The sequence below is a fragment of the Streptomyces sp. NPDC048671 genome, from assembly GCF_055587045.1.
Window position 1 is genome coordinate 24,175 of record NZ_JBVJHB010000026.1, and the last position, 23,642, is coordinate 47,816.

Consider the following 23,642-nt stretch of genomic DNA (forward strand, 5'->3'; position numbering starts at 1 on the left):
GACATGGGTCCCCATCCTGCGGTCGCGGCGATACGCCTGGCGGTCCGCCGCGTACTCCACGACGTACTCACCGACTTCGCCGAACAGACCGAACGCGCTCCGCACGCCGGACGCGCCCCGCACCCCGAGCTCGCCGAAGCCGGCGCCGGCAGGCGGCGCGCCGCACTCCCCGAACGCCCCGACACCCCCCTGGTGCTGGTGGCCTGCTCCGGTGGCGCCGATTCCATGGCGCTCGCCTCCGCCCTCGCCTTCGAGGCCCGCAAACTCGCCGTCCGGGCCGGCGGCATCACCGTCGACCACGGCCTCCAGGACGGCTCCGACACCCGGGCCACCGAGGTCGTCGGCCGCCTCACCGCCATGGACCTCGACCCGGTCGAGGCCGTCGCGGTGCGCGTCGGTCAGGGCGGCGGGCCCGAGGCCGCCGCCCGCGACGCCCGCTACGCCGCACTGGACGCGGCGGCCGAACGCCACGGCGCCGCCGCCGTCCTGCTCGGCCACACCCGCGACGACCAGGCGGAGACGGTACTGCTGGGCCTCGCCCGCGGCTCCGGCATCCGTTCCCTCTCCGGCATGGCCGCCGCGTCCGGCCCGGCCGGCCGCTACCGCCGCCCCTTCCTCCAGCTCGACCGGCAGACCGCCCGCAAGGCCTGTCTGGTCCAGTCCCTGACGGTCTGGGACGACCCGCACAACATCGACCCCGCCTACACCCGCTCCCGGCTGCGCCACGAGGGCCTGCCCGCCCTGGAGAAGGCGCTGGGCAAAGGAGTCGTCGAGGCCCTGGCCCGTACGGCGCAGCTCTCCCGCGACGACGCCGACGCCCTGGACACCTGGGCCGCCGAGGCCGGCCGTGACGTACGCGACGAAGCGGGCCGGCTGGAGTGCGCCAAGCTCTGCGTCCTGCCGCCCGCCGTGCGCCGCCGGGTACTGCGCCGGGCAGCCATAGAGGCGGGCTCCCCGGCCGGTTCCCTGTTCGCCCGGCACATCGAGGAAGTGGACCGTCTCATCACCGGCTGGCGCGGCCAGCAGGCCATCAACCTGCCCGGCCGCGTCGAAGCCCTGCGCCAGGGTGGCAGACTGGTGATTCGGCAGAGCTGACGCACAAGCGGCTGACATGCAGGCGAGCGGCCGCGCAGGTCCGGGACACCACCCGGACCCGGCAGGCAAAGAAAGAGACGCGGGTGAACGAGAAGGACATGGGCACCGACCTTCAGTCGGTGCTCCTCACCAAGGAAGAGATCGACGCGAAGCTCGTCGAGCTGGCCGCGAAGATCGACGTGGAGTACGCGGGCAAGGACCTGCTCCTCGTCGGTGTCCTCAAGGGCGCGGTGATGGTCATGGCGGACCTGGCGCGCGCCCTGTCCACCCCCGTCACCATGGACTGGATGGCCGTCTCCTCGTACGGCGCGGGCACCCAGTCCTCCGGTGTCGTCCGGATCCTCAAGGACCTGGACACCGACATCAAGGGCAAGCACGTCCTGATCGTCGAGGACATCATCGACTCGGGCCTGACCCTGTCCTGGCTGATGTCGAACCTGGGTTCGCGCGAGCCCGCCTCGCTGGAGATCTGCGCCCTGCTGCGCAAGCCGGACGCGGCGAAGGTCGCGCTCGACTGCAAGTGGGTCGGTTTCGACATCCCCAACGAGTTCGTCGTCGGCTATGGGCTCGACTACGCCGAGAAGTACCGCAACCTCCCCTTCGTCGGCACTCTCGCCCCGCACGTCTACGGCGGCTGACCAGGACGCGAGCGGACCCGCGCAACCCGCGCCGACTCCGGGGAACCCTCACCGTTACCCCGCCGTTGAGCCTTCGAAGGCCAGTTTGACGGACGTCCCCGGCGGTCTTCGGTGACAATGCTGGGGTACCGTCCGAGGAACAGTCTTTACTCACACGCAGCATTTACCTACGGGCAGGAGGGACGGGGCGACTTCGCTCCGTATGGATGGACGTGAAGCGATACTTCCGTGGGCCGGTCATGTGGATCGTGCTGGCCGTCCTCGCCGTGGTCGTGTTGATGCAGGTCGTCGGCTCGTCCGGCGGCTACAAGACGGTGGACACCGGCAAGGTGATCCAGGCGATCAGTAAGAGCCAGGTGGAGCAGGCCAAGCTCACCACCGGTGACGATCAAATCCTCAAGATTGAGCTGAAGAGCGGCCAGAAACTCTCCGGCGAGTCCGGCAGCAAGTTCCAGGCGAGCTACATCGGCAACCAGGGCGTCGAGCTGGCCAACACGCTGCAGAAGAAGTTCGAGAGCGGTGACATCGAGAAGGGTTACACCGTCTCGCCGTCGAAGCAGTCCCCGTTCGTCTCGATCCTCTTCTCGCTGCTGCCGTTCGTTCTCATCGTGGTTGTCTTCCTGTTTCTGATGAACCAGATGCAGGGTGGCGGCTCCAAGGTCATGCAGTTCGGCAAGTCCAAGGCCAAGCTGATCACCAAGGACACCCCGAAGACGACGTTCGCCGATGTGGCGGGGTCGGACGAGGCGGTCGAGGAGCTCTACGAGATCAAGGAGTTCCTCCAGGAGCCGGCGAAGTTCCAGGCCGTCGGCGCCAAGATCCCCAAGGGTGTCCTGCTGTACGGGCCTCCCGGTACCGGCAAGACGCTGCTCGCACGCGCCGTCGCCGGCGAGGCGGGCGTCCCGTTCTACTCGATCTCCGGGTCCGACTTCGTCGAGATGTTCGTCGGTGTCGGTGCCTCCCGAGTGCGTGACCTCTTCGAGCAGGCCAAGGCGAACGCTCCGGCGATCGTCTTCGTCGACGAGATCGACGCCGTGGGCCGGCACCGCGGTGCCGGCATGGGCGGCGGTCACGACGAGCGCGAGCAGACGCTGAACCAGCTGCTCGTCGAGATGGACGGCTTCGACGTGAAGGGCGGCGTCATCCTGATCGCCGCCACGAACCGGCCGGACATCCTCGACCCGGCGCTGCTGCGTCCGGGCCGCTTCGACCGGCAGATCGCGGTCGACCGGCCGGACATGCTGGGCCGGCTGGCGATCCTCAAGGTCCACCAGAAGGGCAAGCCGGTCGCACCGGACGTCGATCTCGGCGCCGTTGCCCGTCGTACGCCCGGCTTCACCGGTGCCGACCTGGCGAACGTGCTGAACGAGGCGGCGCTCCTCACGGCGCGCAGCAATCTGAAGCTCGTCGACAACGAGATGCTCGACGAGGCCATCGACCGCGTCGTGGCGGGTCCGCAGAAGCGGACCCGGATCATGTCCGAGAAGGAGAAGAAGATCACCGCGTACCACGAGGGCGGACACGCCCTGGTCGCGGCGGCCTCACCTCAGTCGGACCCGGTCCACAAGATCACGATCCTCTCCCGCGGCCGCGCCCTCGGTTACACGATGGTGCTCCCGGAGGAGGACAAGTACTCCACGACGCGCAACGAGATGCTCGACCAGCTGGCTTACATGCTGGGCGGGCGCGCGGCCGAGGAGCTGGTCTTCCACGATCCGACGACCGGCGCTGCGAACGACATCGAGAAGGCCACCGCAACGGCCCGCGCGATGGTCACGCAGTACGGCATGACGGAGCGGCTCGGCGCGATCAAGTTCGGCGGCGACAACACCGAACCCTTCGTGGGCCGCGAGATGGGCCATCAGCGCGACTACTCGGAAGAGGTCGCCGCGCTGGTCGACGAAGAGGTCAAGAAGCTCATCGAGAGCGCGCACAACGACGCGTGGGAGATCCTGGTCGAGAACCGAGACGTTCTGGACGCACTGGTTCTCCAGCTCCTTGAGAAGGAGACCCTCGGCAAGGCGGAGATCGCCGAGATCTTCGCTCCGATCGTCAGGCGTCCGGCACGTCCGGCGTGGACGGGCTCCGCCCGGCGCACGCCGTCCACCCGGCCGCCGGTGCTCTCCCCGAAGGAGCTCGCCCTCACCAACGGCGCCGCCACGGCGAACGGCACCTCGGTCGCGGACACGGTCCCCGGCACGGAGTCGATCCCCGAGGAGCGTCCCGAGAGCTAGATACCGGACCCGTGCGACCCCCGTCACAGGGGTTCGGGCGGGTCCGGAATGGAAGCCGCGCCCTCCAGGTTTTAGCCTGTGGGGGCGCGGCTTTCGTATATCTGCGCGGATGTCCACGCAGCTGACAGCTCAGAGGAACGAGGCACAGATGACCGACCCGGTGACGCTGGACGGCCAGGATTCGATCGGCGAGTTCGACGAGAAGCGGGCCGCGGCGGCCGTACGTGAGCTGCTCTTCGCCGTGGGCGAGGACCCGGACCGGGAGGGGCTGCGGGAGACCCCGGGGCGGGTGGCGCGGGCGTACAAGGAGATATTCGCGGGCCTGTACCAGGCGCCCGAGGACGTCCTGACGACCACGTTCGACCTCGGCCACGACGAAATGGTGCTGGTCAAGGACATCGAGGTGTTCAGTACCTGTGAACACCACCTGGTGCCGTTCCACGGGGTGGCGCACGTCGGGTACATCCCGGCGACCAGCGGCAAGATCACCGGCCTGTCGAAGCTGGCCCGGCTGGTGGACGTCTACGCCCGGCGGCCGCAGGTACAGGAGCGGCTCACCACTCAGGTCGCCGAGTCGCTGATGAAGATCCTGGAGCCGCGCGGAGTCATCGTCGTCGTGGAGTGCGAGCACATGTGCATGTCGATGCGCGGTATCCGCAAGCCCGGTGCGAAGACACTGACCTCGGCGGTACGCGGGCAGCTCCGCGACCCGGCGACGCGTGCCGAGGCCATGAGCCTGATCATGGCGCGCTGACCGGGCCGGTACCGGCCCGCCCGACGCCCCGTACGTACGGCTGAGGGCCGGCGGATCGCTGGGATCCACCGGCCCTCGGGCCCGCCGAAATGCTTTGCGGGTTACTTGTACTTGTACGTGGCGTGGGCCACGCTGTTCACGGGCCACCACGAGTCGGAACCATTCTGGGAAATGAAACTACCCGTTCCGGAATTCGAGGCCCGGTAGGTCCACTTCTTCGTCGCCTTCACCTTGACCGTGGGCGTGGTGCACGACTTGGACTTACGGCAGCCCGCGATTTTGCTTGCGAATGTCTTTCCGTTGTTCCCGGAAAGCGCGACGGACGGGCGCTGGGTACTCATCTTGTGGGTGCAGACCTGCTTCGCGTTCGCGTAGACGGTCTTCCCGGTGCGCCACACCTTCACTGTGTTGGTGCAGCCGTAGTACGCCTTGCCCTTGCCCGAGATGGCTGCCGCGTCGGCCGACGTGGAGGAAAGGAGGACGGAGGCGACGACGGCCACCCCGACGCCCACACTCTGCAAACTGCGCTTCACGTTGGTGCTCCCCGTTTCGATTCGAGAGCCGGATGCCGACGGGCGCCCGGCTGATCTTGGTCGAATCGGAACGTTAACACGCCCGCCTGCTCGTTTCCCGGGGTAATCCGAGAAATTCGGGAACGATGAGGGCGGACCTCAGGTAACCCTCAAATGCATTGCGTGGGATCCGGGGGGACGGTATAGCGGAAGTAATGGGGGTGGAATGCGGGCTCCGGATCGGGGGTCCGGCAATCCGGAATTCAAGGTTCCGTAATTGGCCGTTCCGGTTTGTTCTCCGGAAGTGTGTTGTCCGGAAGTGGCCCGGCGGTCGGTTACGCCCCTGCCGCGTTCTTGTTGTCGTCCTCGTCGTGCGGGAGCTTGCAGACGTGCTCCAGGAACAGGGCCGCCGCGATGACCGCGATGCCGGCCAGGACCGCGAAGCCGGCGTAGATCGCCTGGTCGCGGCGGCCCGGCATGTCGAGGAAGCCGAGCAGGAAGACGCCCGTGCCGCCGTACAGCCCGGAGACCAGGGCGACGACGAGGGCGCTGGCCTGGCCGAAGACCAAGGCGCGGGCCGCCATCAGGGGTTCGACGCCCTTCGCTCCCGGCCGGCGCTCACGCTGGGCGCGCAGCCGGGAGCGGATGGAGAGCGCCGTCGCCAGCAGGACGACGGCGATCACCGCGAGCACGATGGGCGCGGCCAGCGGCACGCTCGGCAGGGTGCCGAGGGAGTCCCAGAGGCGGGCGCCGCCCCAGGACAGCACCCCGGCCGCGGCGAAGAGGCCGGCCAGTACTCCGAGCCGTAGTTGCTTCACCGGGTGAGCCGCCCTTCGCCGCCTGTGATCTGTCCTGCCGTTCCTGTGAGCCTAACGACTACTCGGGCAGCCGGAGTTCCAGGTCGGCCCTGGGCAGTACGCTGCCGCGGCCGACACCGGCCAGCAGATCGGCGACGGGGCCGACGCCGGGCAGCTGGGCCGCGGGATCGACGTCGTGCCACGGGGCGAGGACGAAGGCGCGCTCGCGGGCCCGCGGGTGCGGAAGGGTGAGCACCGGGTCGTCGGAGACCAGATCGGCGTACGCCACGATGTCGACGTCGATGGTGCGCGCGCCCCAGCGTTCCGTGCGTACCCGGTCGAAGGCCTCTTCGATGGCCTGGCCGCGCTCCAGCAGGGAGGACGGGGGCAGCGTCGTCTTCACGACGACCACCGCGTTGAAGTACGACGGCTGGGAACCGGTCTCGACGCCCCACGGCTCCGTCTCGTACACCGGGGAGACCGCTTTGACCCGGAGGCCGGGGGTGTCCTCCAGGGCGTCGATGGCGCCCTGGAGGGTCTCCAGGCGGTTGCCGAGATTGGAGCCCAGGGAGAGCACGGCGCGTTTCGGGTTGGAGAGGGTGATGTCCGCGGCGTCCACCTGCTCGACCACGGAGGCGGGAACCGGCTGGACGGTCGGGTCGCTCTGCCCCTCGGTAGAAAATGCAGTCATGCTCGGCTCCGGGTGATGGTGACGGTGACGTCGTCGAAGGGGACGGTGATGGGCGCGTCCGGCTTGTGCACCACGACCTCCACCTCCTCGACTCCTTCGTGCTTGAGGCACTGCTGGGCGATGCGCTCCGCGAGCGTCTCGATCAGATCGACCGGTTCGCCGTTGACGACATCGACGACCTCCTCCGCGACGACGCCGTAGTGCACGGTCTTCGTCAGGTCGTCGGCGGCTGCCGCGGGACGGGTGTCGAGGCCGAGCACCAGGTCCACGATGAACGTCTGTCCCTCTTCCCGTTCCCGGGGAAAGACGCCATGGTGCCCACGGGCCTTGAGGCCGCGCAGCGCGACACGATCCACGCGAATCACTCCTGCTGTTGTTGGTCGTAGGGGCACGGGCCGTGTGCGGACGGCGTTCTGCCCTCAGGGGAATCTACCTGCGGGCACCGACAGCACTCGCCCGTGGGGGCCACGGCGGACCGCACGGGGCTGGTAGCCGCTGATACCCGGATGTGCCCGATTCCAATCCCTGGGAGCCGCATTTCGAGCCTCCACCAGGCTTGTACCCATTCAGGAGGGGGACTCTTCGTCCTCTTCCTCGCCGGTTTCGGCCAGTACGGGCGAGCCGTGGTGGGACCAGAGCTTCCAGCCGTCCGGAGTGCGCCGGAACACATTGGTGGCGACCACCAGCTGCCCCACGAGCGGCCCCAGCGAGCTGCCCTCCTCGGCCGGACCGCCGCTGAGGATGTTCTCGGTGCACGTGACCAGGGCGGTGTCGCCCGTCATGGAGACCCCGACGTCGGTCAGGAAGAACTGGATGTACTCGGTGTTCGCCATGATCAGGGCGTAACTGCGCAGCACCTCGCCGCGGCCGGTGAGCACCGGCCAGCCGGGGTGGACGCAGGAGACGGTGAGGTCCTCGCCGGGCAGCCAGAGCGCGGTGAGCTCGTCGAGGTCCCCGTGCTCCATCGCCTCGTAGAAGGCGGTGTTGGCCTGCTCGACCGCCTCGATGTCGGCGGCCGCTTCCGCGTGCTCGTCCGGTGACCCGTTCACGCGGCCCCCTCGACGGCGCGGGCGACGCGTACGGCGTCCGCGGTGGCCCGTACCTCGTGGACCCGGACGGCCCAGGCACCGGCTCGGGCGGAGAGTGCGGAGATCGCGGCGGTGGCCGCGTCGCGTTCGCGGGCGGGCGGCGGGGCGGTGCCCGTGCCGGCCAGTACGTGGCCCAGGAAGCGCTTCCGGGAGGCGGCGACCAGCAGTGGGCGGCCCAGGGCGTGCAGCGCGTCCAGCCGGGCGATGAGCGAGAGGTCGTGGCCGGCGTCCTTGGCGAAGCCGAGGCCGGGGTCGATCACGAGCCGTTCGGCCGCGACACCGCCCGTGACCACGGCGTCCATCCGGATCCGCAGCTCCTCGACGACCTCGGCGACGACGTCCCCGTACACCGCCCGGCTGTTCATGGACTCGCTGAAGCCGCGCCAGTGCATGACGACGAAGGGCACCGCGGCGGCGGCGACGACCGGGACCATGTCCGGGTCGGCGAGCCCGCCGCTCACGTCGTTGACGAGGACCGCTCCCGCGTCGACGGCCTGCTCGGCGACCCGGGCCCGCATGGTGTCCACGGAGACCGTGACCCCTTCCGAGGCCAGTCCGCGGACCACCGGGATCACCCGGCGCAGCTCCTCGGACTCGTCCACCCGGCTGGCGCCGGGGCGGGTCGACTCACCGCCGACATCGACCAGGTCGGCGCCCTCCCCGACCAGGTCGAGACCGTGCTTGACGGCCGCCGTGGTGTCGAACCAGCGTCCCCCGTCGGAGAAGGAGTCGGGCGTCACATTGACGACACCCATGACCGCGCAGCGGTCCCACTCCGGCAGGCCCTGGACCGTGCCTCGTCCACGCAACGTACTCATACGACCAGCGTAGGCCCGCCCGGGGGCCCCTCACGCCGCGTGGGCGCCGTGTTCCCCGGTGGTGGCCGGCGTGTGCGCGCACGGACGCCGGCCGCTGCCCGGCAGCCTGCGGGCCAGCGGGCGGGGGAGCGCGAAGCTGACGAACCCCTCGGCCTGCATGGCCGCCAGGGAGATCCGGGGCAGGTCGCGGGCTGCGCGGTAGACCACGAAACGGGGCTCCCAGCGGGGCCGGAACTTGGCGTTGAACTTGTACAGCGACTCGATCTGGAACCAGCGCGACAGGAAGATCAGCAGGCCGCGCCAGATCCGCAGCACCGGTCCCGCGCCCAGCTTCTCGCCGCGGGCCAGCGCGGAGCGGAACATCGCGAAGTTCAGCGAGACGCGGGTGATGCCGAGCCGCGGCGCGGCCTGGAGGGAGGCGACGATCAGCAGTTCGTTCATGCCGGGGTCGGCGGCGCGGTCGCGGCGCATGAGGTCCAGGGACATGCCGTCGGTGCCCCAGGGGACGAAGTGGAGCACGGCCTTCAGATCGCCGTACGGGGACTCGGCGCTCTGCTCGTCGGCCTTGTGGGCGGTGGCGATGAAGCAGTCCCCGTCGGCGTCGTCACCGATCCGGCCGAGCGCCATGGAGAAGCCGCGCTCGTTGTCGGTGCCGCGCCAGTCGGCCGCGGCCCGCCGGATGCGGGCCAGTTCGGCCTCGCCGATGTCGGCCACGCGCCGCACCCGGGTCGTGTACCCGCCGCGCTCAATGCGCTTCACCATCTGGCGTACGTTGCGCATCGCACGTCCGGCGAGGGAGAAATCCGCGACGTCCACCACCGCCTCGTCACCGAGTTCCAGGGCGTCGAGTCCGGTCTCGCGGGTCCAGACCTCGCCGCCGGTCTCGCTGCAGCCCATCACGGCGGGCGTCCAGGAATGGGCCCTGGCCTCGTCCATGAACCGTTCGATGGCGCCCGGCCAGGCCTCCACGTCACCGATCGGGTCGCCGCTGGCCAGCATCACCCCGGACACCACGCGGTAGCAGACGGCGGCCTTGCCGCTGGGGGAGAACACCACGCCCTTGTCGCGGCGGAGCGCGAAGTGGCCGAGCGAGTCACGGCGGCCGTGCCGCTCCAGCAGCGCGCGCAGCCGCGCCTCGTCGTCCTCGGTGAGGCGGGCGGCGGGATGCTCGGGGCGGAACGCGAGGTAGATCGTGGTGACGGCGGTCAGCAGGCCGAGCGCGCCGAGCGAGTAGGCCACGGTCCAGGAGGTGACACCGGCGTACTCGACCGGGCCCTCGAAGCCGAACAGGCCGTACAGCACGTGCTGGAGCCGGTCCGCGATGCTGGGGTTGCCGACCAGCCGGCCGGGGTGGACGCTGACGATGATCAGGCCGAGGCCGAGCGAACCCGCGCCGAGGAGGACGAAGTTGGCCAGCGCCCTCCAGCGGCTGCGCGGGTCGGGGAGCGCGGCGAACTCACTCCGGTGACGTACCAGCAGGTAACACAGGGTCAGGGAGACGAGCACTCCCAGCACCGAGTGCCGGTAGACGAACTGGGACAGCGCACCGGCCGGGAGCAGCACGACGGCCGCCCGCCAGGCCCGTCGCTTGTGCCGCTTGAGGCCGTGGGCCAGGAGCAGCAGCAGGACGCCGACGCTCAGCGAGAGCGCGGCGGCGAAGGGGCCGAGGGCGCCGGGAAGAACCTCGGCGAGGGTGTGCATCCGGCTGTGGCGGAAGCGCGGGAAGACGCCGGAGACGACGTCGATCAGGCCGACTACGGCGCAGGCGGTGCCGACGAGCACCGGTACGGACTCGGGTTGCGGTCCGCGCACGAACTTGCGTGCGCCATTCGGAACCGATCCCGATTTATCCCCATCTAGCGTGACAGACATCGCTTCCCGTGGTTCCGCGAGAGATTTTCGGAGTCCGTCGGCCGGAGCCCTGCGGACGATGTGCGACCTCTAGGACGAGCCTTCCGGGCCGCGGGTTCACCCGTGTCCCGGAAATTTCCTGACAAGAAAGTTCAACCGTCATGGGCCTTACCGGCAAGGCAGTGCTGATCCTGGCGATCGTGCTGGCCGTCGTGCTGTTCGCCGTCACGATCTGGCTCTGGCCGCGGTTCGCCCGGCGCAGTGTCCCCATGCTGTTCGGCAGGGCCGGCCTGCTTCTGGCGACCCAGGTGGCGGTCTTCGCCTCGGTCGGCCTGATGGCCAACAACACGTTCCTCTTCTACGGCTCCTGGGCGGACCTGTTCGGCCAGAAGCAGGATCTGGGCGTGGTCACCGACCACGCCGCCGGGACCCTGGCCGCGAAGAACATCGTCCGGGTGGGGACGCAGCGGCCCGATGTGCCGGGCGGAGCGCTGGCCACCAGGGGCGGCCGGATCGACAAGGTCGTGATCGCGGGGCGGCACTCCGGGATCGAGAGCTCGGCGTACGTGTATCTGCCGCCGGAGTACTTCCAGGAGGCGTACGCCCGGCGGAAATTCCCCGCGGTCGTGGTGCTCACGGGCTACCCGGGCACTTCGGAGAACCTCCTCAAGGGGCTGCGGTACCCGCGTACGGCACTCGATCAGGTGAAGGCGGGGCGGTCCCAGCCGATGATCCTGGTGATGCTCCGGCCGACGCTGGCGCCGCCGAGGGACACCGAGTGCGTGGACATAAAGGGTGGTCCGCAGACCGAGACGTTCTTCGCGCAGGACCTGCCGCGGGCGATCTCGGCCGGCTACCGGGTCGGCAAGCGGGCCCGCAACTGGGGCGTCATCGGCAACTCGACCGGCGGCTACTGCGCCCTGAAGATCGGGCTGCACCACCCGGACCGGTTCGCGGCGAGCGCGGGGCTCTCCGCGTACTACAAGGCCGCCGAGGACCCGACGACCGGTGACCTCTTCCACGGCGACCAGCGGGCACGCGACCACGCCGACCTGCTGTGGACCCTGGACCACCGGCCGATGCCCGACTCGTCCTTCCTGGTGACGACCTCCCGCCACGGCGAATCGAACTACGCGGACACGAAGAAGTTCCTGGCCAAGGTGAAGGCGCCCGCGCAGGCCTCGTCGATCGTGCTCGCCAGCGGCGGGCACAACTTCAACACCTGGCGCCGGGAGATTCCCGCCGCCCTGGAGTGGATGAGCAGCCGGCTCAGCGAGAACTGAGCCGGGCGGGGCCGGTCCGGGCCGCGTCCGGGCTCTCCCGAAGCCCCGCGGCTCAAGGGCGCGCGCTCACAGCCCCGCGGCTCAAGGGCGCGCGCTCACAGCCCCGCGGCTCAAGGGCGCGCGCTCACAGCCCCGCGGTCTTGGCCACGCTCGCCACGCTCTCCACGGCCACCTCGGCACGCGGCACGGCCCGGTCGTCCGCGTCGATCGACCGGCGCAGCGCCTCATGGAGGCGGGCCGGGGTGAGCACGCCCAGGAACCGGCCCTCGCTCTCCTTGTCGATGACCGCGATCCAGCCCGCGTCGTGCTGGAGCATGGTGGCGAAGGCCTGCTTGAGCGGGGCGCCGACGGGCAGCCAGGCCTCCATCCGGCGGGCGTGCTCCCGGACCGTGCCCTTGGTGGCGGTGAGCGCGTCACCGGCCGGGATCCAGCCGTGCAGATGGTCGTCGCCGTCCAGTACGACGGCCCAGCGCGCGCCCTCGGCGCGCAGCCGCTCGGTCGCCGTGGCCAGCGGGTCGTCGAGGTGGACGACCGGCGGCTGGTCGAGGTCGCTCTCCTCGATCGGGGTGACCGAGAGCCTCTTTAGGCCGCGGTCCGCGCCGACGAAGTCCGCGACATAGCCGGTGGCGGGGGCGCCGAGCACGGTGGCCGGTGAGTCGAACTGCTCGATCGAGCCCTGGCCGTAGACGGCGATGCGGTCGCCGAGGCGGACGGCCTCCTCGATGTCGTGCGTGACGAACAGCACTGTTTTGCGGACCTGGGCCTGGAGCTTGAGGAATTCGTTCTGCAGCCGCTCCCGGACGACCGGGTCGACCGCGCCGAAAGGCTCATCCATCAGCAGTACGGGCGGGTCGGCGGCCAGCGCCCTTGCCACGCCGACGCGTTGGCGCTGGCCTCCGGACAGCTGTTCCGGATATCGGTCGCCATAAACGGAAGGATCGAGTCCGACCAGGTCGAGGAGTTCCGCCGCGCGTTCGCGGCCCTTTCCGCGTTTCCAGCCGAGGAGATGGGGCACGGTCGCGGTGTTTTCCAGGACCGTTCTGTGCGGGAACAGACCGACCTGCTGGATCACGTAGCCGATACGCCGGCGCAGCTGGACGGGGTCGATGGCCGATATGTCGTCCCCGTCGAGGAATATCCGGCCCTCGGTCGGTTCGATCAGCCGGTTCACCATCTTCATGGTGGTCGTCTTGCCGCACCCCGATGGCCCGACGAGCGTGACGAGTTCACCCTCGGCGACCTCGAAGGAAAGATCGTCGACGGCGGTGGTGCCGTCCGCATACCGCTTGGTGACGTGCTCGAAACGGATCATGGTTCCCCATTGTGGCGCGTGTTATGTGAAGGACATGTTGCTGGAATACAACGGCTTCCGTGATTGTCAGTGGTCGAGGATAGGCTCGCCGGACATCAGTACGAGTGGGCGATCGGGAGGTGGGGGACGAGATGGCCGCACAGAACTGCCTGGTGACGAACGACTGGATCTGCGGGGAGTATCTGCGTTCCCGCAGCCAGGAGTTGACCGACGCCACGGTCCAGCACATCTGGATCACCGTGGTCTCGGTGGCGATCGGGGTCGCCGTGGCATTCCCGCTGGCACTGCTCGCCCGTCGCAGCCGCCGCTTCGCCGGACCGGTGCTCGGGCTGACCACGGTGCTCTACACCGTGCCCTCGCTCGCGATGTTCTCGCTGCTGCTGCCGCTCTTCGGGCTCTCCGCGGCGCTGGTCGTCACCGGACTGGTGCTGTATTCGCTGACCATTCTCGTGCGGAACATCCTGGCGGGTCTGGAAGCGGTGCCCGAGGAGGCGAAGGAGGCCGCGCGGGGCATGGGGTACGGGCCCGCCCGGCTGCTGTGGGAGGTGGAGCTGCCGCTCGCGATGCCCGCCCTGATGGCCGGGATACGGATTGCCACGGTCTCCACGATCGCGCTGACGACGATCGGTTCGATCGTCGGCCGGGGCGGCCTGGGCAACCTCATCGACGACGCCCTGCCGAGCTTCTTCAAGGCCCAGGTGCTGGCCGCCTCGGTGCTCTGCGTACTGCTCGCGGTCGTCGCGGACCTGCTGCTGCTCTGTGTGCAGCGGCTGCTGACCCCGTGGACCCGCATATCAAGGACCCACGACGCCGTGGACGCGGCCGGTACGGCGAAGGCGGTCTGACCCCATGGGAGTTCTCGGCGAGGCCTGGACCTGGCTCACCACCGGCGCCAACTGGTCCGGGGAGAGTGGGGTGTCCCACCGGCTCGGTGAGCATCTGTACGTCAGCGGGGTGGCGCTCGCCCTGGCCTGCGCCATAGCGCTGCCCGTCGCGCTCTTCCTGGGGCACATCGGGAAGGGGGGCGCGCTGGCCGTCAACATCTCCAACGTGGGGCGGGCGGTCCCGGTCTTCGCGGTGCTGGCGCTCTTCATGGTCTCGCCGCTGCGCAACAGCGGCTATGTGCCGACGATCATCGCCCTGGTGCTGTTCGCCGTGCCGCCGCTGCTGACCAACGCCTACGTCGGGATGACCGGGGTGGACCGTTCGGTGACGGAGGCCGCGCGCGGGATGGGCATGTCGGGCCCCCAGCTCTTCGTCCGCGTCGAACTGCCGCTGGCCTACCCGATGATCATGACCGGGCTGCGTTCGTCCGCGGTCCAGGTGGTCGCCACGGCGACGATCGCCGCGATGGTCGGGCAGGGCGGTCTCGGCCGGATCATCACCGCCGGCTTCAACACGTACAACACCCCGCAGGTGGTCGCGGGGGCCCTGCTGGTCGCCGTGCTCGCCCTGCTGGTGGAGACGGTGCTGGTCGCCCTCGACCGGATGCTGTCACCGCTTCGCCGCCGCCGGACGGCGTGAGCCCGGCCCGCTTTCGTAACCGACATCGCATATCGCATATGGCCCTGTGCCGTGGACGGAGAACAACATGAGCAAGACCTCGCGCATAGCCGGCGCGGTCATCGGCATCGTCGCGCTGGCGGGCTCGCTCGCCGCCTGCGGCGGTGACAGCCTGGAGAAGGACAAGGGCGCCCCGGCCGGCGGCGACGACTCCGCCAAGAAGGGCTCGCTCGTCGTGGGCGCCGCCGCCTTCACCGAGTCCAAGGTGCTCGCGGAGCTGTACGCGCAGATCCTGGCCGACGCCGGATACAGCACCTCGGTCACCACGGTGAAGAACCGCGAACTGTACGAACCCTCCCTGGAGAAGGGCGAGATCGACGTCGTACCCGAATACGCGGCGACGATCACCGAATTCCTCAACGCCAAGGCGAACGGGGCGAAGGCGGCCGAGGAGAAGCCGCTCGCGTCGGGCGACACCGCGGCCACCGTCGCGGCCCTGGAGAAGCTCGCCACTCCGCGCGGACTGAAGGTCCTGCCGGCCGGCAAGGCGATCGACCAGAACGCCTTCGCGGTCACCAAGGAATTCGCCGAGAAGAACAAGCTGACGACCCTTTCGGATCTCGGCGCCTCCAAGGTCAAGGTGAAGATCGCGGCGGGCGACGAGTGCGAGGTGCGGGCGTTCTGCGCGCCCGGACTCAAGAAGACGTACGGCATCGATGTGACCGGCATCGACCCCAAGGGAGTCGGCACCCCGCAGTCCAAGCAGGCGGTCAAGGACGGCAAGGACCAACTGGTCCTCACCACCACCACGGACGCGGTGCTGGACAGCTACGACCTGGTTTTCCTGGAGGACGACAAGAAGCTGCAGAACGCGGACAACGTTCTGCCGGTCCTCAATGCCAAGGACGCGGGCGCCCAGGACATCGCCGACGCGCTCGGCAAGCTCACCGGCGCACTCACCACCCAGGACCTGGCGGAACTGAACCGCAAGGTCGACGCCGAGCGCGCCAAGCCCGAGGACGCGGCCAAGGAATACCTTCAGTCGAAAGGCCTGATCAAGAAGTAGCGAAGGCCCGCGCGCGGGAGCGGAAGATGTGTGTTTTCGGGGCCGTCAGGTAACCGGCGGGGAACAGATTGCCGGGCGGCCCCCCAAGCAGCCCGCGCGCACGGTAAATTTCAGGCCATGCCACGTGGACGCCATCGCCATTCGCCACCTCTGCACAGAATCATTCCGCCTTCGGTCGTGGCCGGAGCCTCGGTTGTCTGTGCCGCGGCAGCCTGGCTGCCCGCCGAACCCCTGGTCCTGCGCGCGCTGGTCGCCGCCGCGGCGGCCGCCGCCCTCACCGGCGCGTATCTGATGCGCAGCTGGGACCGGGAGGCGGGCCGTCGCGTCGCGGAGCTGACGCGCGCCCGCGCCGGCGACGAGTGGCGGGCCGAGGAACGCATAGCGGAGATCGAGGCCGATCTCGACGAGGCGCGCGAACTGCGCGCCCGTATGGAGACGAAGCTGCGCCGCAAGCGCGTCGAACTGGCCGGGCTCCGCGGCGAGCACGCCGCGCTGCTGCGGCGGTACGCCAACGCCGAGACCGAGCGCGCCAGTGTGCTGGAGAGCCGCCGGCAGCTCGCCCTGGAGGCGGCCGCGCCTGCCCGCGAACTGCCCGCCGCGCGCAGCACCCCGACACCGGCCGGATATCTGCGCGCGGCCCAGGCGCTGGAGGACCTCACGCGCAACGGGGCGCTCCAGCACGCGCGGCGCACCGCCGAGCAGGCCAGGGCGCGCGAACTCGCGGAGCGGACCCGGGAGGCGCGGGAGCGGCAGGGGAAGCACGCGGCGGCCGCGCCCGCCGGGGCCACGACGGACGACGGGCAGCACCGCCGTCCGGCGGCCGCCCTGCCCGCGCCGCCCCGGCCGCCCAGGGCACTGCCCGCCCAGCGCGCCGTGCCGGGCGCCGGCGCGGTCGTCCCGTACGCGGCGGCCCGCCGCCACCTGGTGCCGCAGGGAAGCTTCGACTTCTTCGGTACGCAGAAGGCGCACGCCGCGATCGAGTCCGTGCAGAACGAGGACCTCGCCGACGTGGTGGGCGAGGAGGCACTCGCCGCGCACCGCACGGGCGCGACCGAGAACCGGGCCGTCGGCAAGGTCATCGACCTGACCGCGCACGACGAGACCGAACAGCTGGACGTCGCGGAGCTGCGCAGCGCGATCTCGTAGCGGCGGCGGGAGGCAGGAGCCTCCCGCCGCGGTCCGGGCTACTTGTCGATGTCGCCGACGACGAAGAACAGCGAGCCCAGGATCGCGACCATGTCGGCGACCAGGGTGCCGGGCAGCAGCTCGGTGAGCGCCTGGATGTTGTTGAACGACGCCGAGCGGAGCTTCAGCCGGTACGGGGTCTTCTCGCCCTTGGACACCAGGTAGTAGCCGTTGACGCCGAGCGGGTTCTCGGTCCAGGCGTAGGTGTGGCCCTCGGGGGCCTTGAGCACCTTGGGCAGCCGCTGGTTGATCGGACCGGGCGCCAGGTCCGCCATCCGGTCCAGGCAGGCGTCCGCCAGGTCCAGGGCGTTGTGCGTCTGGTCCAGCAGGCACTCGAACCGGGCCAGGCAGTCGCCCTCGGTACGGGTGACGACTCTCAGGGTGTCCTGGAGCTCCCCGTACGCGAGGTACGGCTCGTCCCGCCGCAGATCGAAGTCGACGCCCGAGGCGCGGGCGATCGGCCCGGACACCCCGTACCCGTGCACGGCCCGCGCCGACAGCACGCCCACCCCGCGGGTACGGCCCCGGAAGATCTCGTTGCCGAGCACCAGCTTGTCGTAGACGTCCATCCGGGACCGGACCGAGGCGACGGCGTCCCGGGCGCGGCCGAGCCAGCCCGCCGGGAGGTCCTCCTTGAGGCCGCCGACCCGGTTGAACATGTAGTGCATCCGGCCGCCGGAGACCTCCTCCATCACGGCCTGGAGCTCCTCGCGCTCCCGGAACGCGTAGAACACCGGGGTGATCCCGCCGAGTTCCAGCGGGTACGAGCCGAGGAACATCAGATGGTTGAGGACCCGGTTCAGCTCGGCCAGCAGGGTGCGCGTCCACACCGCGCGCTCCGGGACCTCCATGCCGAGCATCCGCTCGACGGCCATCACGACGCCCAGTTCGTTGGAGAACGCCGACAGCCAGTCGTGGCGGTTGGCGAGCATCACGATCTGCCGGTAGTCACGGGCCTCGAAGAGCTTCTCCGCGCCGCGGTGCATATAGCCGATGACCGGTTCGGCCTGCTGGATGCGTTCGCCGTCCAGGACGATCCTCAGCCGGAGCACGCCGTGCGTGGAGGGGTGCTGCGGGCCGATGTTGAGCACCATGTCGGTGCTCTCCGCCGCGCCGCCGATGCCGACTGTGGTCTCCGTCATGCGGACAGTATCCCTGCGGGGGGCGGCGCCGTGGGGTGCGGGGGCAGCGCTTCCGAAGGGAGCCGCACCCGTTGCGTCAGCCAGCCGAAGCCGCCGAGGCCGCCGGGTGCGGTCAGCTCCGCCGCCTCGCCGGCTCCGGCCAGGGCCCGTACGTAGCCGGCCGGGTCGCTCGACGCCAGGGACAGCGGCGGGCGTCCGCCGCTGATGCCCAGGGCGTGCAGCGCCTCGCGCTGGGTGCGGATCTCCGCGTCCTGGCCGCCCGCCGCCGCGCACGCGTCCAGTGCCACGTGGGAGGTGAGGTCGCAGCTGCCGTCCGGCACCGGCCGCACCTCGCGCCCCGCCCTGAAGCCGGTCAGCGTGCCGAAGGGCGGCCGCGCCTCCCGTACGTGCATGTAGTCCACGGCCACCGCGAGCCCGGCGGACAGCGTGGACACCGCACGCGCCCACGCCTCGTCGCGCGGGCGGCCGATCTCCGCCCGGCCGCCCGGCCCCGACGACGGCCACCAGCGGCTCAGCCACCGGGCGTCGGCCCCGCTCACCGGCTCGCCCGGCCGCTCCGCGCCGTCCGACGGCCGGACCAGGACATAGCGGTCGACGCCGTCCGGGTCCGTCTCGGCGACCGGCGTCGGCACGTTGTCCAGCCACTCGTTGGCGAACAGCAGCCCGCGCACGCCCCGCGGGGGCTCCGCGCACCACTCCACCCGTGGGTCCAGACCGCGGGGGCGCGCGGCCAGCTCCACGGCGTACGCCCGTACCGCGAGACCGGCGCCGCCCTCCGCCGGAAGCGCGGCGAGCACTCCCGTCAACAGCTCTCCGCGCCCTGCCCCCAGATCCACCAGGTCCACCGAACCGGTCCCGAGCCCGTCGGCCGTCCTGACCAGCAGCCGGGCGACGGCCGCAGCGAACAGCCCGGAAGCGTGCACGGAGGTACGGAAATGACCCGCGGGCCCCTCGGGGCTCCGGTAGAACCCCCCGTCCCCGTACAAAGCGGTCTCGGCCGCCTCCTGCCACCCACGCCAGTCATCCGTCACATGCCCAAGTCTCCACCTTGGGGAGTACGGTCTCCGGACCCGGATCGGCCCTTTGGCTGACCCACCCACCTGTCGGCTGTCCCTACGCTGGGTTACGTGCAGCGCCTCTACGATTTCATCCGCAGACACCCGACGGGCGTCGACTGCTTCTGGGCTGTCTTCCTCCTCGGGCTCTCCGGCGTGACCATTGTGGCGGGCGGTGCCGGACGCGGCGAAGGTGAGCGCTTCGCCGTGGTGCCGGTCGTCATCGGCCTCAGCATCGTGGTCGCACTGCGCCGCCGCGCACCCGAGAAGATGCTGCTGCTCGCCATCGCGATGGGCGTCGTCCAGCTGGTGTTCGGGGTCAGACCCACCACCGCGAACTTCGCCATGCTGGTGATCACCTTCACCGTGGCCACCGTCGGCGAGCGCTGGGCGTCCCGGCTCGCCCTGACGTGCAGCCTCTGCGCGGCCGGGCTCTCCCAGATCCGCTGGCCGAACGAGGAGCCGGACGGCTGGGCGCAGACGGGGTTCATCGCCGTCGTGATGACGGTGCCGTTCGTGCTGGCCTGGGTGCTGGGTGACTCGATGCGGACCCGGCGGGCCTACTTCGACCAGCTGGAGGAGCGTGCCTCCCGGCTGGAGCGGGAGCGCGAGGCGCAGTCGAAGGTCGCGGTGGCCGCCGAGCGGGCCCGTATCGCCCGTGAACTCCACGACGTCGTCGCGCACAACGTCTCGGTGATGGTGGTGCAGGCCGACGGTGCCGCCTATGTCATGGACGCGGCACCCGATCAGGCCCGGCAGGCGCTGGAGACCATCTCCAGCACCGGCAGGCAGGCCCTCGCGGAGATGCGGCGGCTGCTCGGTGTGCTGAGGACCGGAGACGTACGGGAGAGCGGGGAGTACGTCCCGCAGCCCGACGTCGAGCAGATCGAGGACCTGGTCGACCAGGTCAGGCAGTCCGGTCTGGCCGTCGACTTCAAGATCGAGGGCACGCCGCGTCCGCTGCCCAGCGGCGTCGAGCTGACCGCGTACCGCATCGTGCAGGAGGCGCTGACCAACACGCGCAAGCACGGCGGCCCGAACGCCGGGGCCAGTGTGCGGCTGGTGTACTTCGACGACGGCCTCGGCCTGCTGGTGGAGGACGACGGCCGGGGTGCCGCGCACGAGCTGTACGAGGACGGCGGCGCCGACGGCGCGGGCCACGGGATGATCGGCATGCGCGAGCGGGTCGGCATGGTCGGCGGCACGCTGGACGCCGGACCGCGCCCCGGCGGCGGATTCCGGATCAGCGCGCTGCTGCCGCTCAAACCGGCCAGTTAGCCGCCCCGCCCGGACTCCCCGCCCATCAAGGACCGACCGCTGAACGAAACAGGAGACAGGTACCCCATGGCGATCCGCGTGATGCTCGTCGACGACCAGATGCTGCTGCGTACCGGCTTCCGGATGGTGCTGGCCGCGCAGCCGGACATGGAGGTCGTCGCGGAGGCCGGTGACGGCGCGGAGGCGATCGAGAACCTGCGGTCCACCGCGGTCGACGTCGTGCTGATGGATGTGCGGATGCCGAGGCTGGACGGCGTCGAGGCCACCCGCCGCATCTGCGCGGAGCCCGATGCGCCCAAGGTGCTCATCCTGACGACGTTCGACCTCGACGAGTACGCGTTCTCCGGGCTGAAGGCCGGGGCCAGCGGCTTCATGCTCAAGGACGTGCCGCCGGGCGAACTGCTCGCCGCGATCCGGTCCGTGCACAGCGGTGACGCGGTCGTCGCGCCGTCCACCACCCGCCGGCTGCTCGACCGCTTCTCCCCGATGCTGCCGAGCGGTACGGCCGAACCGCGCCACAAGAACATCGCCAAGCTCACCGGACGGGAGCGTGAGGTGATGCTGCTGGTGGCGCAGGGCCTGTCGAACGGCGAGATCGCCGCGCGGCTGGTGCTCTCCGAGGCGACCGTGAAGACGCATGTCGGCCGCATCCTGACCAAGCTCGGCCTGCGCGACCGGGTGCAGGTCGTCGTCCTCGCCTACGAGACCGGGCTGGTGCGCGCCGGCGGCGGGGCGGGCTGAGCGCGGGCGGTCACCCCGCCCGGCAGGCCCTCAGCGCAGGATGCCCTCCAGGAAGTCGCTGCCGAGCCGCGCCACGACGGTCAGGTCCAGCTGGTGCAGCACGTACCGGCCGCGGCGCCGGGTCGTGATCAGACCGGCCCTCTTGAGCACCGTGAGATGACGGGAGACCTCGGGGGAGGTGATGCCGTGCGTTTCGGCGAGTTCCCCGGTCGTGTAGGGGGAGCGGGCGATGTTGCGGCACAGCCGCATCCGCACCGGGTGGGCCAGCGCCTCCATCCGCAGCTGAAGCAGCTCGACGGAGGCGGGGGAGGGCAGCTCCGGCCGGTGCACGGGGTAGTGGATCACCGGGCGCCAGCCCGGCGCGTGCAGCACCGTCAGATGAGGCCAGCCGAGGCTGGTCGGGATGAGCGTGATCCCGGGGCCCACGGCCGGGTCGGTGGCGTCGGTCGAGCCCTCGGTCAGCTTGTCGATGTGGATCCGGTCCCCGGACGCGTCCAGTGACACCGCGGTGGACACCGCGCCCAACGCCTCACCGATGCCCTTGCGCCGCAGCAGATCCGTCTTGTGCCGGGCGTCGGCCACCAGCTGGACCCGCGTCCGCCGCCAGGTGTCCGCGAAGAACGCCTGGTCGCAGTCCTCGAACAGGCGCCGGATCCAGCGGCGTACGGAGGCCGGGTCGGTCAGCAGCCGCTGGGCGAACTCCGCCTGCTGCGGGCCGCGCGTCGCCGCCATGTCCAGGGCGCGGGCGCGCATCCCGGCGTCGACGAGGGGCGAGGGCGTGCCCGTCCCGTACAGGGCGGCGCAGGTGAATTCCAGGGCGGCGGCGACGAAGCGCTCGTCGTCCAGCCGGTCGAGGACGTCCAGGTCCTCCGCGAGGCCGGCGCCCGTCCTGCCGTCGCCGCCCCGGACCCCCGCGAACGGCATGAAGACGTCCGAGAAGGTGTTGCGCCACAGGAAGTCCGCCTCGTGCAGCCGGTCGGCGAGGTCCGGCTCCAGGGCCGTGGCGGTGGCCGTCGCCCAGCCGTGCAGACCCGGATGGTGCCCCGGCTCGGAGAGCGCGTGCAGGGCGAGCCCCAGCTCCGCGAGGGGGGAGGTCTCGAAGACGATGCGCCCGGGGTCCAGCCCCGTGATGTCGATGGTCACGCTCACCCCGCCATGGTGCCCGGTGAGCGGGGCGGGCCCGGCCCCGATTGACGGCCGGTGTCAATCGGCGGCCCGCCGGGCGTGCCTCACTCCGGCCGGGCGAGCCGCTCCTGTTCGGCCACCAGCTTCAGGAAGCCGCCCAGGGCCGCCTTCACGTCCGCCGCCGTCCACGTCAGCCCCGACTCGGTCACGGTGACCTCCGTGCAGGAGATTCCGGGGGGCCCGGCGCCGGCCGGCTGCCACATGCGGAAGAGCGCCGTGCCCGTCTCCTCCGCCAGCCGCACCGACGCCTCCGTAAGGATGTCGTCCGGGTAAGGCAGCCACACCTGGAACTGGTGCGTGTGCGGCGGGTCGGGATGCACCCGGAACCACCCGGCACCGGCCTCCGCGAAGCCCTCGGACAGCGCCTGGGCCACCACCCGCGCGTGGGCCACGTACGACGGCAGCTTGGGCAGCTCCCGCTCCAGGCCGCTCAGGGCGGAGAGCGCCGCCGGGAACTGCTGGAAGAGCTGGCCCCCGTACCGGTGCCGCCAGGTCCTGGCCTCCTCGATCAGCGAGGCGGAACCGGCGAGCGCGGCCCCGGAGATCCCGCCGAGGGTCTTGTAGAACGACACGTACACGCTGTCCGCGAGCGCCGTGATCTCCGGCAGCTCCCGCCCGAAGTGCGTCGCGCACTCCCACAGCCGCGCCCCGTCGAAGTGGACCACCGCGTCGCGTTCGCGGGCGGCCGCCACCACCGCCTCCAGCTCCTCCCAGGTGGGCAGGACGAAGCCCGCGTCCCGCAGCGGCAGCTCCAGCATCAGGGTGCCGAACGGCTCCTCGAAGTCGCGGATCTCGTCCGCCGTGGGCAGCCGGGGCTCGGACGTCGGGTGGACGGTACGCAGCCCGCTCACCACCGACAGCGCGCCGCGCTCGTACATCTCGGGGTGGGCGAGCGGATGCAGCGCCACCGTCGGATTGCCGGTGCGCCCCGCCCAGGAGCGCAGCGCGGCCTGCTGCGCCATCGTCCCGGTCGGGAAGAACGCGACCGCCTCCTTGCCGAGCACCTCGGCGATCCGCTGCTCCAGCTCGGCGACCACGCCGTCACCGTAGATGTCCGCGGGCTGCCCGAGGTCGGTGAGTGTGCCGGCGTCGGCGGCCAGCACGGCCAGCTGCTCGCCGAGTGAGCGGTCCATCGGAGCCCGCCACAGGGTCCGCTCGGCCCGCTGCCACGCGGTGATCCGGCGGATCCGCGGGAAGTGGCCCGCGTCCTGGGGCCCGTCCGGGCCCGGTGTCTCGTCCGCCGCTTCGTCGCGCGCCTGCTCGTTCATGTCTGCCATGGGACGATCATCACGCAGAACAGGGCTCCCGCCCACGGGTTATTCGAACGCCCGGCTGCCCCTGCCCGACCGGCCCGATCCGTGTGGCCGCCGCCGCGCCGCCCGGGTTTCCCACAGCCTGTGGACAGTCGGGAGCC

The 23,642-nt window shown here is 70.7% G+C and carries 23 protein-coding genes; 11 read left to right on the forward strand and 12 right to left on the reverse strand.

The features are described from left to right. The first annotated feature begins 3 nt into the window (after window positions 1-3). From tilS to folE, 4 genes are all read left to right on the forward strand, one after another. Entirely contained in the window at window positions 4-1,095 is a 1,092-nt protein-coding gene (tilS, locus tag ACZ6S6_RS35385) for a tRNA lysidine(34) synthetase TilS (protein ID WP_362964190.1), read from the forward strand. Between the two features lie 98 nt (window positions 1,096-1,193). Next, on the forward strand, window positions 1,194-1,733 hold the full coding sequence (hpt, locus tag ACZ6S6_RS35390) for a hypoxanthine phosphoribosyltransferase (protein WP_362964233.1): 540 nt from the start codon (window positions 1,194-1,196) through the stop codon (window positions 1,731-1,733). Between the two features lie 206 nt (window positions 1,734-1,939). Further along, window positions 1,940-3,967 carry an ATP-dependent zinc metalloprotease FtsH gene (gene ftsH / locus ACZ6S6_RS35395; protein ID WP_362964188.1) on the forward strand — a complete coding sequence of 676 codons (2,028 nt, stop codon included), beginning with the start codon at window positions 1,940-1,942 and terminating at the stop codon, window positions 3,965-3,967. A 148-nt stretch (window positions 3,968-4,115) separates the two neighbouring features. Next, window positions 4,116-4,721 (forward strand): GTP cyclohydrolase I FolE, encoded by a 606-nt coding sequence (folE, locus tag ACZ6S6_RS35400; protein ID WP_363029525.1) that lies wholly within the window; start codon window positions 4,116-4,118, stop codon window positions 4,719-4,721. A 101-nt stretch (window positions 4,722-4,822) separates the two neighbouring features. Here the strand turns inward: folE and ACZ6S6_RS35405 are convergent, their stop codons facing one another. The 7 genes from ACZ6S6_RS35405 to ACZ6S6_RS35435 all read right to left on the reverse strand — a co-directional run bounded on the left by ACZ6S6_RS35405 (window position 4,823) and on the right by ACZ6S6_RS35435 (window position 10,499). Beyond that, the gene (locus tag ACZ6S6_RS35405; protein WP_362964186.1) at window positions 4,823-5,254 is read right to left on the reverse strand and encodes a hypothetical protein; all 432 of its coding nucleotides are present in this window, start codon (window positions 5,252-5,254) and stop codon (window positions 4,823-4,825) included. A gap of 314 nt (window positions 5,255-5,568) precedes the next feature. Next, a complete protein-coding gene (locus tag ACZ6S6_RS35410) occupies window positions 5,569-6,051 on the reverse strand; it encodes a DUF3180 domain-containing protein (RefSeq protein WP_469709124.1) in 483 nt (160 codons plus the stop codon). Window positions 6,052-6,109: 58 nt separating this feature from the next. Beyond that, window positions 6,110-6,721 (reverse strand): 2-amino-4-hydroxy-6-hydroxymethyldihydropteridine diphosphokinase, encoded by a 612-nt coding sequence (folK, locus tag ACZ6S6_RS35415; protein ID WP_362964182.1) that lies wholly within the window; start codon window positions 6,719-6,721, stop codon window positions 6,110-6,112. Beyond that, window positions 6,718-7,077 (reverse strand): dihydroneopterin aldolase, encoded by a 360-nt coding sequence (folB, locus tag ACZ6S6_RS35420; protein ID WP_362964180.1) that lies wholly within the window; start codon window positions 7,075-7,077, stop codon window positions 6,718-6,720. The genes folK and folB overlap by 4 nt, the downstream gene beginning before the upstream one ends. A gap of 210 nt (window positions 7,078-7,287) precedes the next feature. Then, entirely contained in the window at window positions 7,288-7,770 is a 483-nt protein-coding gene (locus tag ACZ6S6_RS35425; protein ID WP_469709126.1) for a nuclear transport factor 2 family protein, read from the reverse strand. After that, a complete protein-coding gene (gene folP / locus ACZ6S6_RS35430; protein ID WP_469709128.1) occupies window positions 7,767-8,627 on the reverse strand; it encodes a dihydropteroate synthase in 861 nt (286 codons plus the stop codon). Before folP ends, ACZ6S6_RS35425 begins: the two co-directional genes overlap by 4 nt. A gap of 30 nt (window positions 8,628-8,657) precedes the next feature. Continuing rightward, entirely contained in the window at window positions 8,658-10,499 is a 1,842-nt protein-coding gene (locus ACZ6S6_RS35435; RefSeq protein ID WP_362964176.1) for a phosphatidylglycerol lysyltransferase domain-containing protein, read from the reverse strand. A gap of 140 nt (window positions 10,500-10,639) precedes the next feature. On the opposite strand from ACZ6S6_RS35435, the gene ACZ6S6_RS35440 reads away from it, so the two are divergent. Next, entirely contained in the window at window positions 10,640-11,761 is a 1,122-nt protein-coding gene (locus tag ACZ6S6_RS35440) for an alpha/beta hydrolase (RefSeq protein ID WP_362964174.1), read from the forward strand. A gap of 124 nt (window positions 11,762-11,885) precedes the next feature. Here ACZ6S6_RS35440 and ACZ6S6_RS35445 read toward each other — a convergent pair whose 3' ends face one another. After that, on the reverse strand, window positions 11,886-13,073 hold the full coding sequence (locus ACZ6S6_RS35445) for a betaine/proline/choline family ABC transporter ATP-binding protein (protein ID WP_362964172.1): 1,188 nt from the start codon (window positions 13,071-13,073) through the stop codon (window positions 11,886-11,888). Window positions 13,074-13,204: 131 nt separating this feature from the next. Here ACZ6S6_RS35445 and ACZ6S6_RS35450 point away from each other — a divergent pair, with 131 nt between their 5' ends. From ACZ6S6_RS35450 to ACZ6S6_RS35465, 4 genes are all read left to right on the forward strand, one after another. Further along, complete coding sequence (locus ACZ6S6_RS35450; protein ID WP_362964170.1) at window positions 13,205-13,918, forward strand: ABC transporter permease; 714 nt, start codon at window positions 13,205-13,207, stop codon at window positions 13,916-13,918. A 4-nt stretch (window positions 13,919-13,922) separates the two neighbouring features. Then, complete coding sequence (locus ACZ6S6_RS35455; protein ID WP_362964168.1) at window positions 13,923-14,597, forward strand: ABC transporter permease; 675 nt, start codon at window positions 13,923-13,925, stop codon at window positions 14,595-14,597. A gap of 67 nt (window positions 14,598-14,664) precedes the next feature. After that, the gene (locus ACZ6S6_RS35460; protein WP_362964166.1) at window positions 14,665-15,642 is read left to right on the forward strand and encodes an ABC transporter substrate-binding protein; all 978 of its coding nucleotides are present in this window, start codon (window positions 14,665-14,667) and stop codon (window positions 15,640-15,642) included. A gap of 117 nt (window positions 15,643-15,759) precedes the next feature. Further along, a complete protein-coding gene (locus ACZ6S6_RS35465) occupies window positions 15,760-16,788 on the forward strand; it encodes a hypothetical protein (RefSeq protein WP_469709132.1) in 1,029 nt (342 codons plus the stop codon). 38 nt (window positions 16,789-16,826) lie between these two features. On the opposite strand, the gene ACZ6S6_RS35470 is transcribed toward ACZ6S6_RS35465, so the two are convergent. Together ACZ6S6_RS35470 and ACZ6S6_RS35475 are read right to left on the reverse strand one after the other, a co-directional pair. Beyond that, on the reverse strand, window positions 16,827-17,969 hold the full coding sequence (locus ACZ6S6_RS35470) for an NADH-quinone oxidoreductase subunit D (RefSeq protein ID WP_469709134.1): 1,143 nt from the start codon (window positions 17,967-17,969) through the stop codon (window positions 16,827-16,829). Next, window positions 17,966-19,000 carry an SAM-dependent methyltransferase gene (locus ACZ6S6_RS35475; protein WP_362964160.1) on the reverse strand — a complete coding sequence of 345 codons (1,035 nt, stop codon included), beginning with the start codon at window positions 18,998-19,000 and terminating at the stop codon, window positions 17,966-17,968. Before ACZ6S6_RS35475 ends, ACZ6S6_RS35470 begins: the two co-directional genes overlap by 4 nt. A 96-nt stretch (window positions 19,001-19,096) precedes the next feature. Between ACZ6S6_RS35475 and ACZ6S6_RS35480 the strand changes: the two genes are divergently transcribed. After that, window positions 19,097-20,302: a sensor histidine kinase gene (locus ACZ6S6_RS35480; protein WP_362964158.1), complete on the forward strand. Its 1,206-nt coding sequence runs from the start codon at window positions 19,097-19,099 to the stop codon at window positions 20,300-20,302. A 66-nt stretch (window positions 20,303-20,368) separates the two neighbouring features. Beyond that, on the forward strand, window positions 20,369-21,043 hold the full coding sequence (locus tag ACZ6S6_RS35485) for a response regulator transcription factor (RefSeq protein ID WP_362964156.1): 675 nt from the start codon (window positions 20,369-20,371) through the stop codon (window positions 21,041-21,043). A 30-nt stretch (window positions 21,044-21,073) separates the two neighbouring features. Here the strand turns inward: ACZ6S6_RS35485 and ACZ6S6_RS35490 are convergent, their stop codons facing one another. Beyond that, window positions 21,074-22,186, reverse strand: coding sequence for a DUF5937 family protein (locus ACZ6S6_RS35490; RefSeq protein ID WP_362964227.1), 1,113 nt, complete (start codon window positions 22,184-22,186; stop codon window positions 21,074-21,076). Window positions 22,187-22,272: 86 nt separating this feature from the next. Then, window positions 22,273-23,505: a threonine aldolase family protein gene (locus tag ACZ6S6_RS35495; RefSeq protein ID WP_469709137.1), complete on the reverse strand. Its 1,233-nt coding sequence runs from the start codon at window positions 23,503-23,505 to the stop codon at window positions 22,273-22,275. Between the last annotated feature and the right edge of the window lie 137 nt (window positions 23,506-23,642).

Bases quoted from the DNA above. Each gene is read 5' to 3' on its own strand.
- folK (WP_362964182.1), bottom strand. From the start codon at position 6,721: ATGACTGCATTTTCTACCGAGGGGCAGAGCGACCCGACCGTCCAGCCG.
- tilS (WP_362964190.1), top strand. From the start codon at position 4: ATGGGTCCCCATCCTGCGGTCGCGGCGATACGCCTGGCGGTCCGCCGC.
- ACZ6S6_RS35450 (WP_362964170.1), top strand. From the start codon at position 13,205: ATGGCCGCACAGAACTGCCTGGTGACGAACGACTGGATCTGCGGGGAG.
- hpt (WP_362964233.1), top strand. From the start codon at position 1,194: ATGGGCACCGACCTTCAGTCGGTGCTCCTCACCAAGGAAGAGATCGAC.
- folE (WP_363029525.1), top strand. From the start codon at position 4,116: ATGACCGACCCGGTGACGCTGGACGGCCAGGATTCGATCGGCGAGTTC.
- ACZ6S6_RS35485 (WP_362964156.1), top strand. From the start codon at position 20,369: ATGGCGATCCGCGTGATGCTCGTCGACGACCAGATGCTGCTGCGTACC.
- ACZ6S6_RS35460 (WP_362964166.1), top strand. From the start codon at position 14,665: ATGAGCAAGACCTCGCGCATAGCCGGCGCGGTCATCGGCATCGTCGCG.
- ACZ6S6_RS35470 (WP_469709134.1), bottom strand. From the start codon at position 17,969: ATGACGGAGACCACAGTCGGCATCGGCGGCGCGGCGGAGAGCACCGAC.
- ftsH (WP_362964188.1), top strand. From the start codon at position 1,940: ATGGACGTGAAGCGATACTTCCGTGGGCCGGTCATGTGGATCGTGCTG.
- ACZ6S6_RS35435 (WP_362964176.1), bottom strand. From the start codon at position 10,499: ATGTCTGTCACGCTAGATGGGGATAAATCGGGATCGGTTCCGAATGGC.
- ACZ6S6_RS35445 (WP_362964172.1), bottom strand. From the start codon at position 13,073: ATGATCCGTTTCGAGCACGTCACCAAGCGGTATGCGGACGGCACCACC.
- ACZ6S6_RS35465 (WP_469709132.1), top strand. From the start codon at position 15,760: ATGCCACGTGGACGCCATCGCCATTCGCCACCTCTGCACAGAATCATT.
- ACZ6S6_RS35440 (WP_362964174.1), top strand. From the start codon at position 10,640: ATGGGCCTTACCGGCAAGGCAGTGCTGATCCTGGCGATCGTGCTGGCC.
- ACZ6S6_RS35455 (WP_362964168.1), top strand. From the start codon at position 13,923: ATGGGAGTTCTCGGCGAGGCCTGGACCTGGCTCACCACCGGCGCCAAC.
- folP (WP_469709128.1), bottom strand. From the start codon at position 8,627: ATGAGTACGTTGCGTGGACGAGGCACGGTCCAGGGCCTGCCGGAGTGG.
- ACZ6S6_RS35495 (WP_469709137.1), bottom strand. From the start codon at position 23,505: ATGGCAGACATGAACGAGCAGGCGCGCGACGAAGCGGCGGACGAGACA.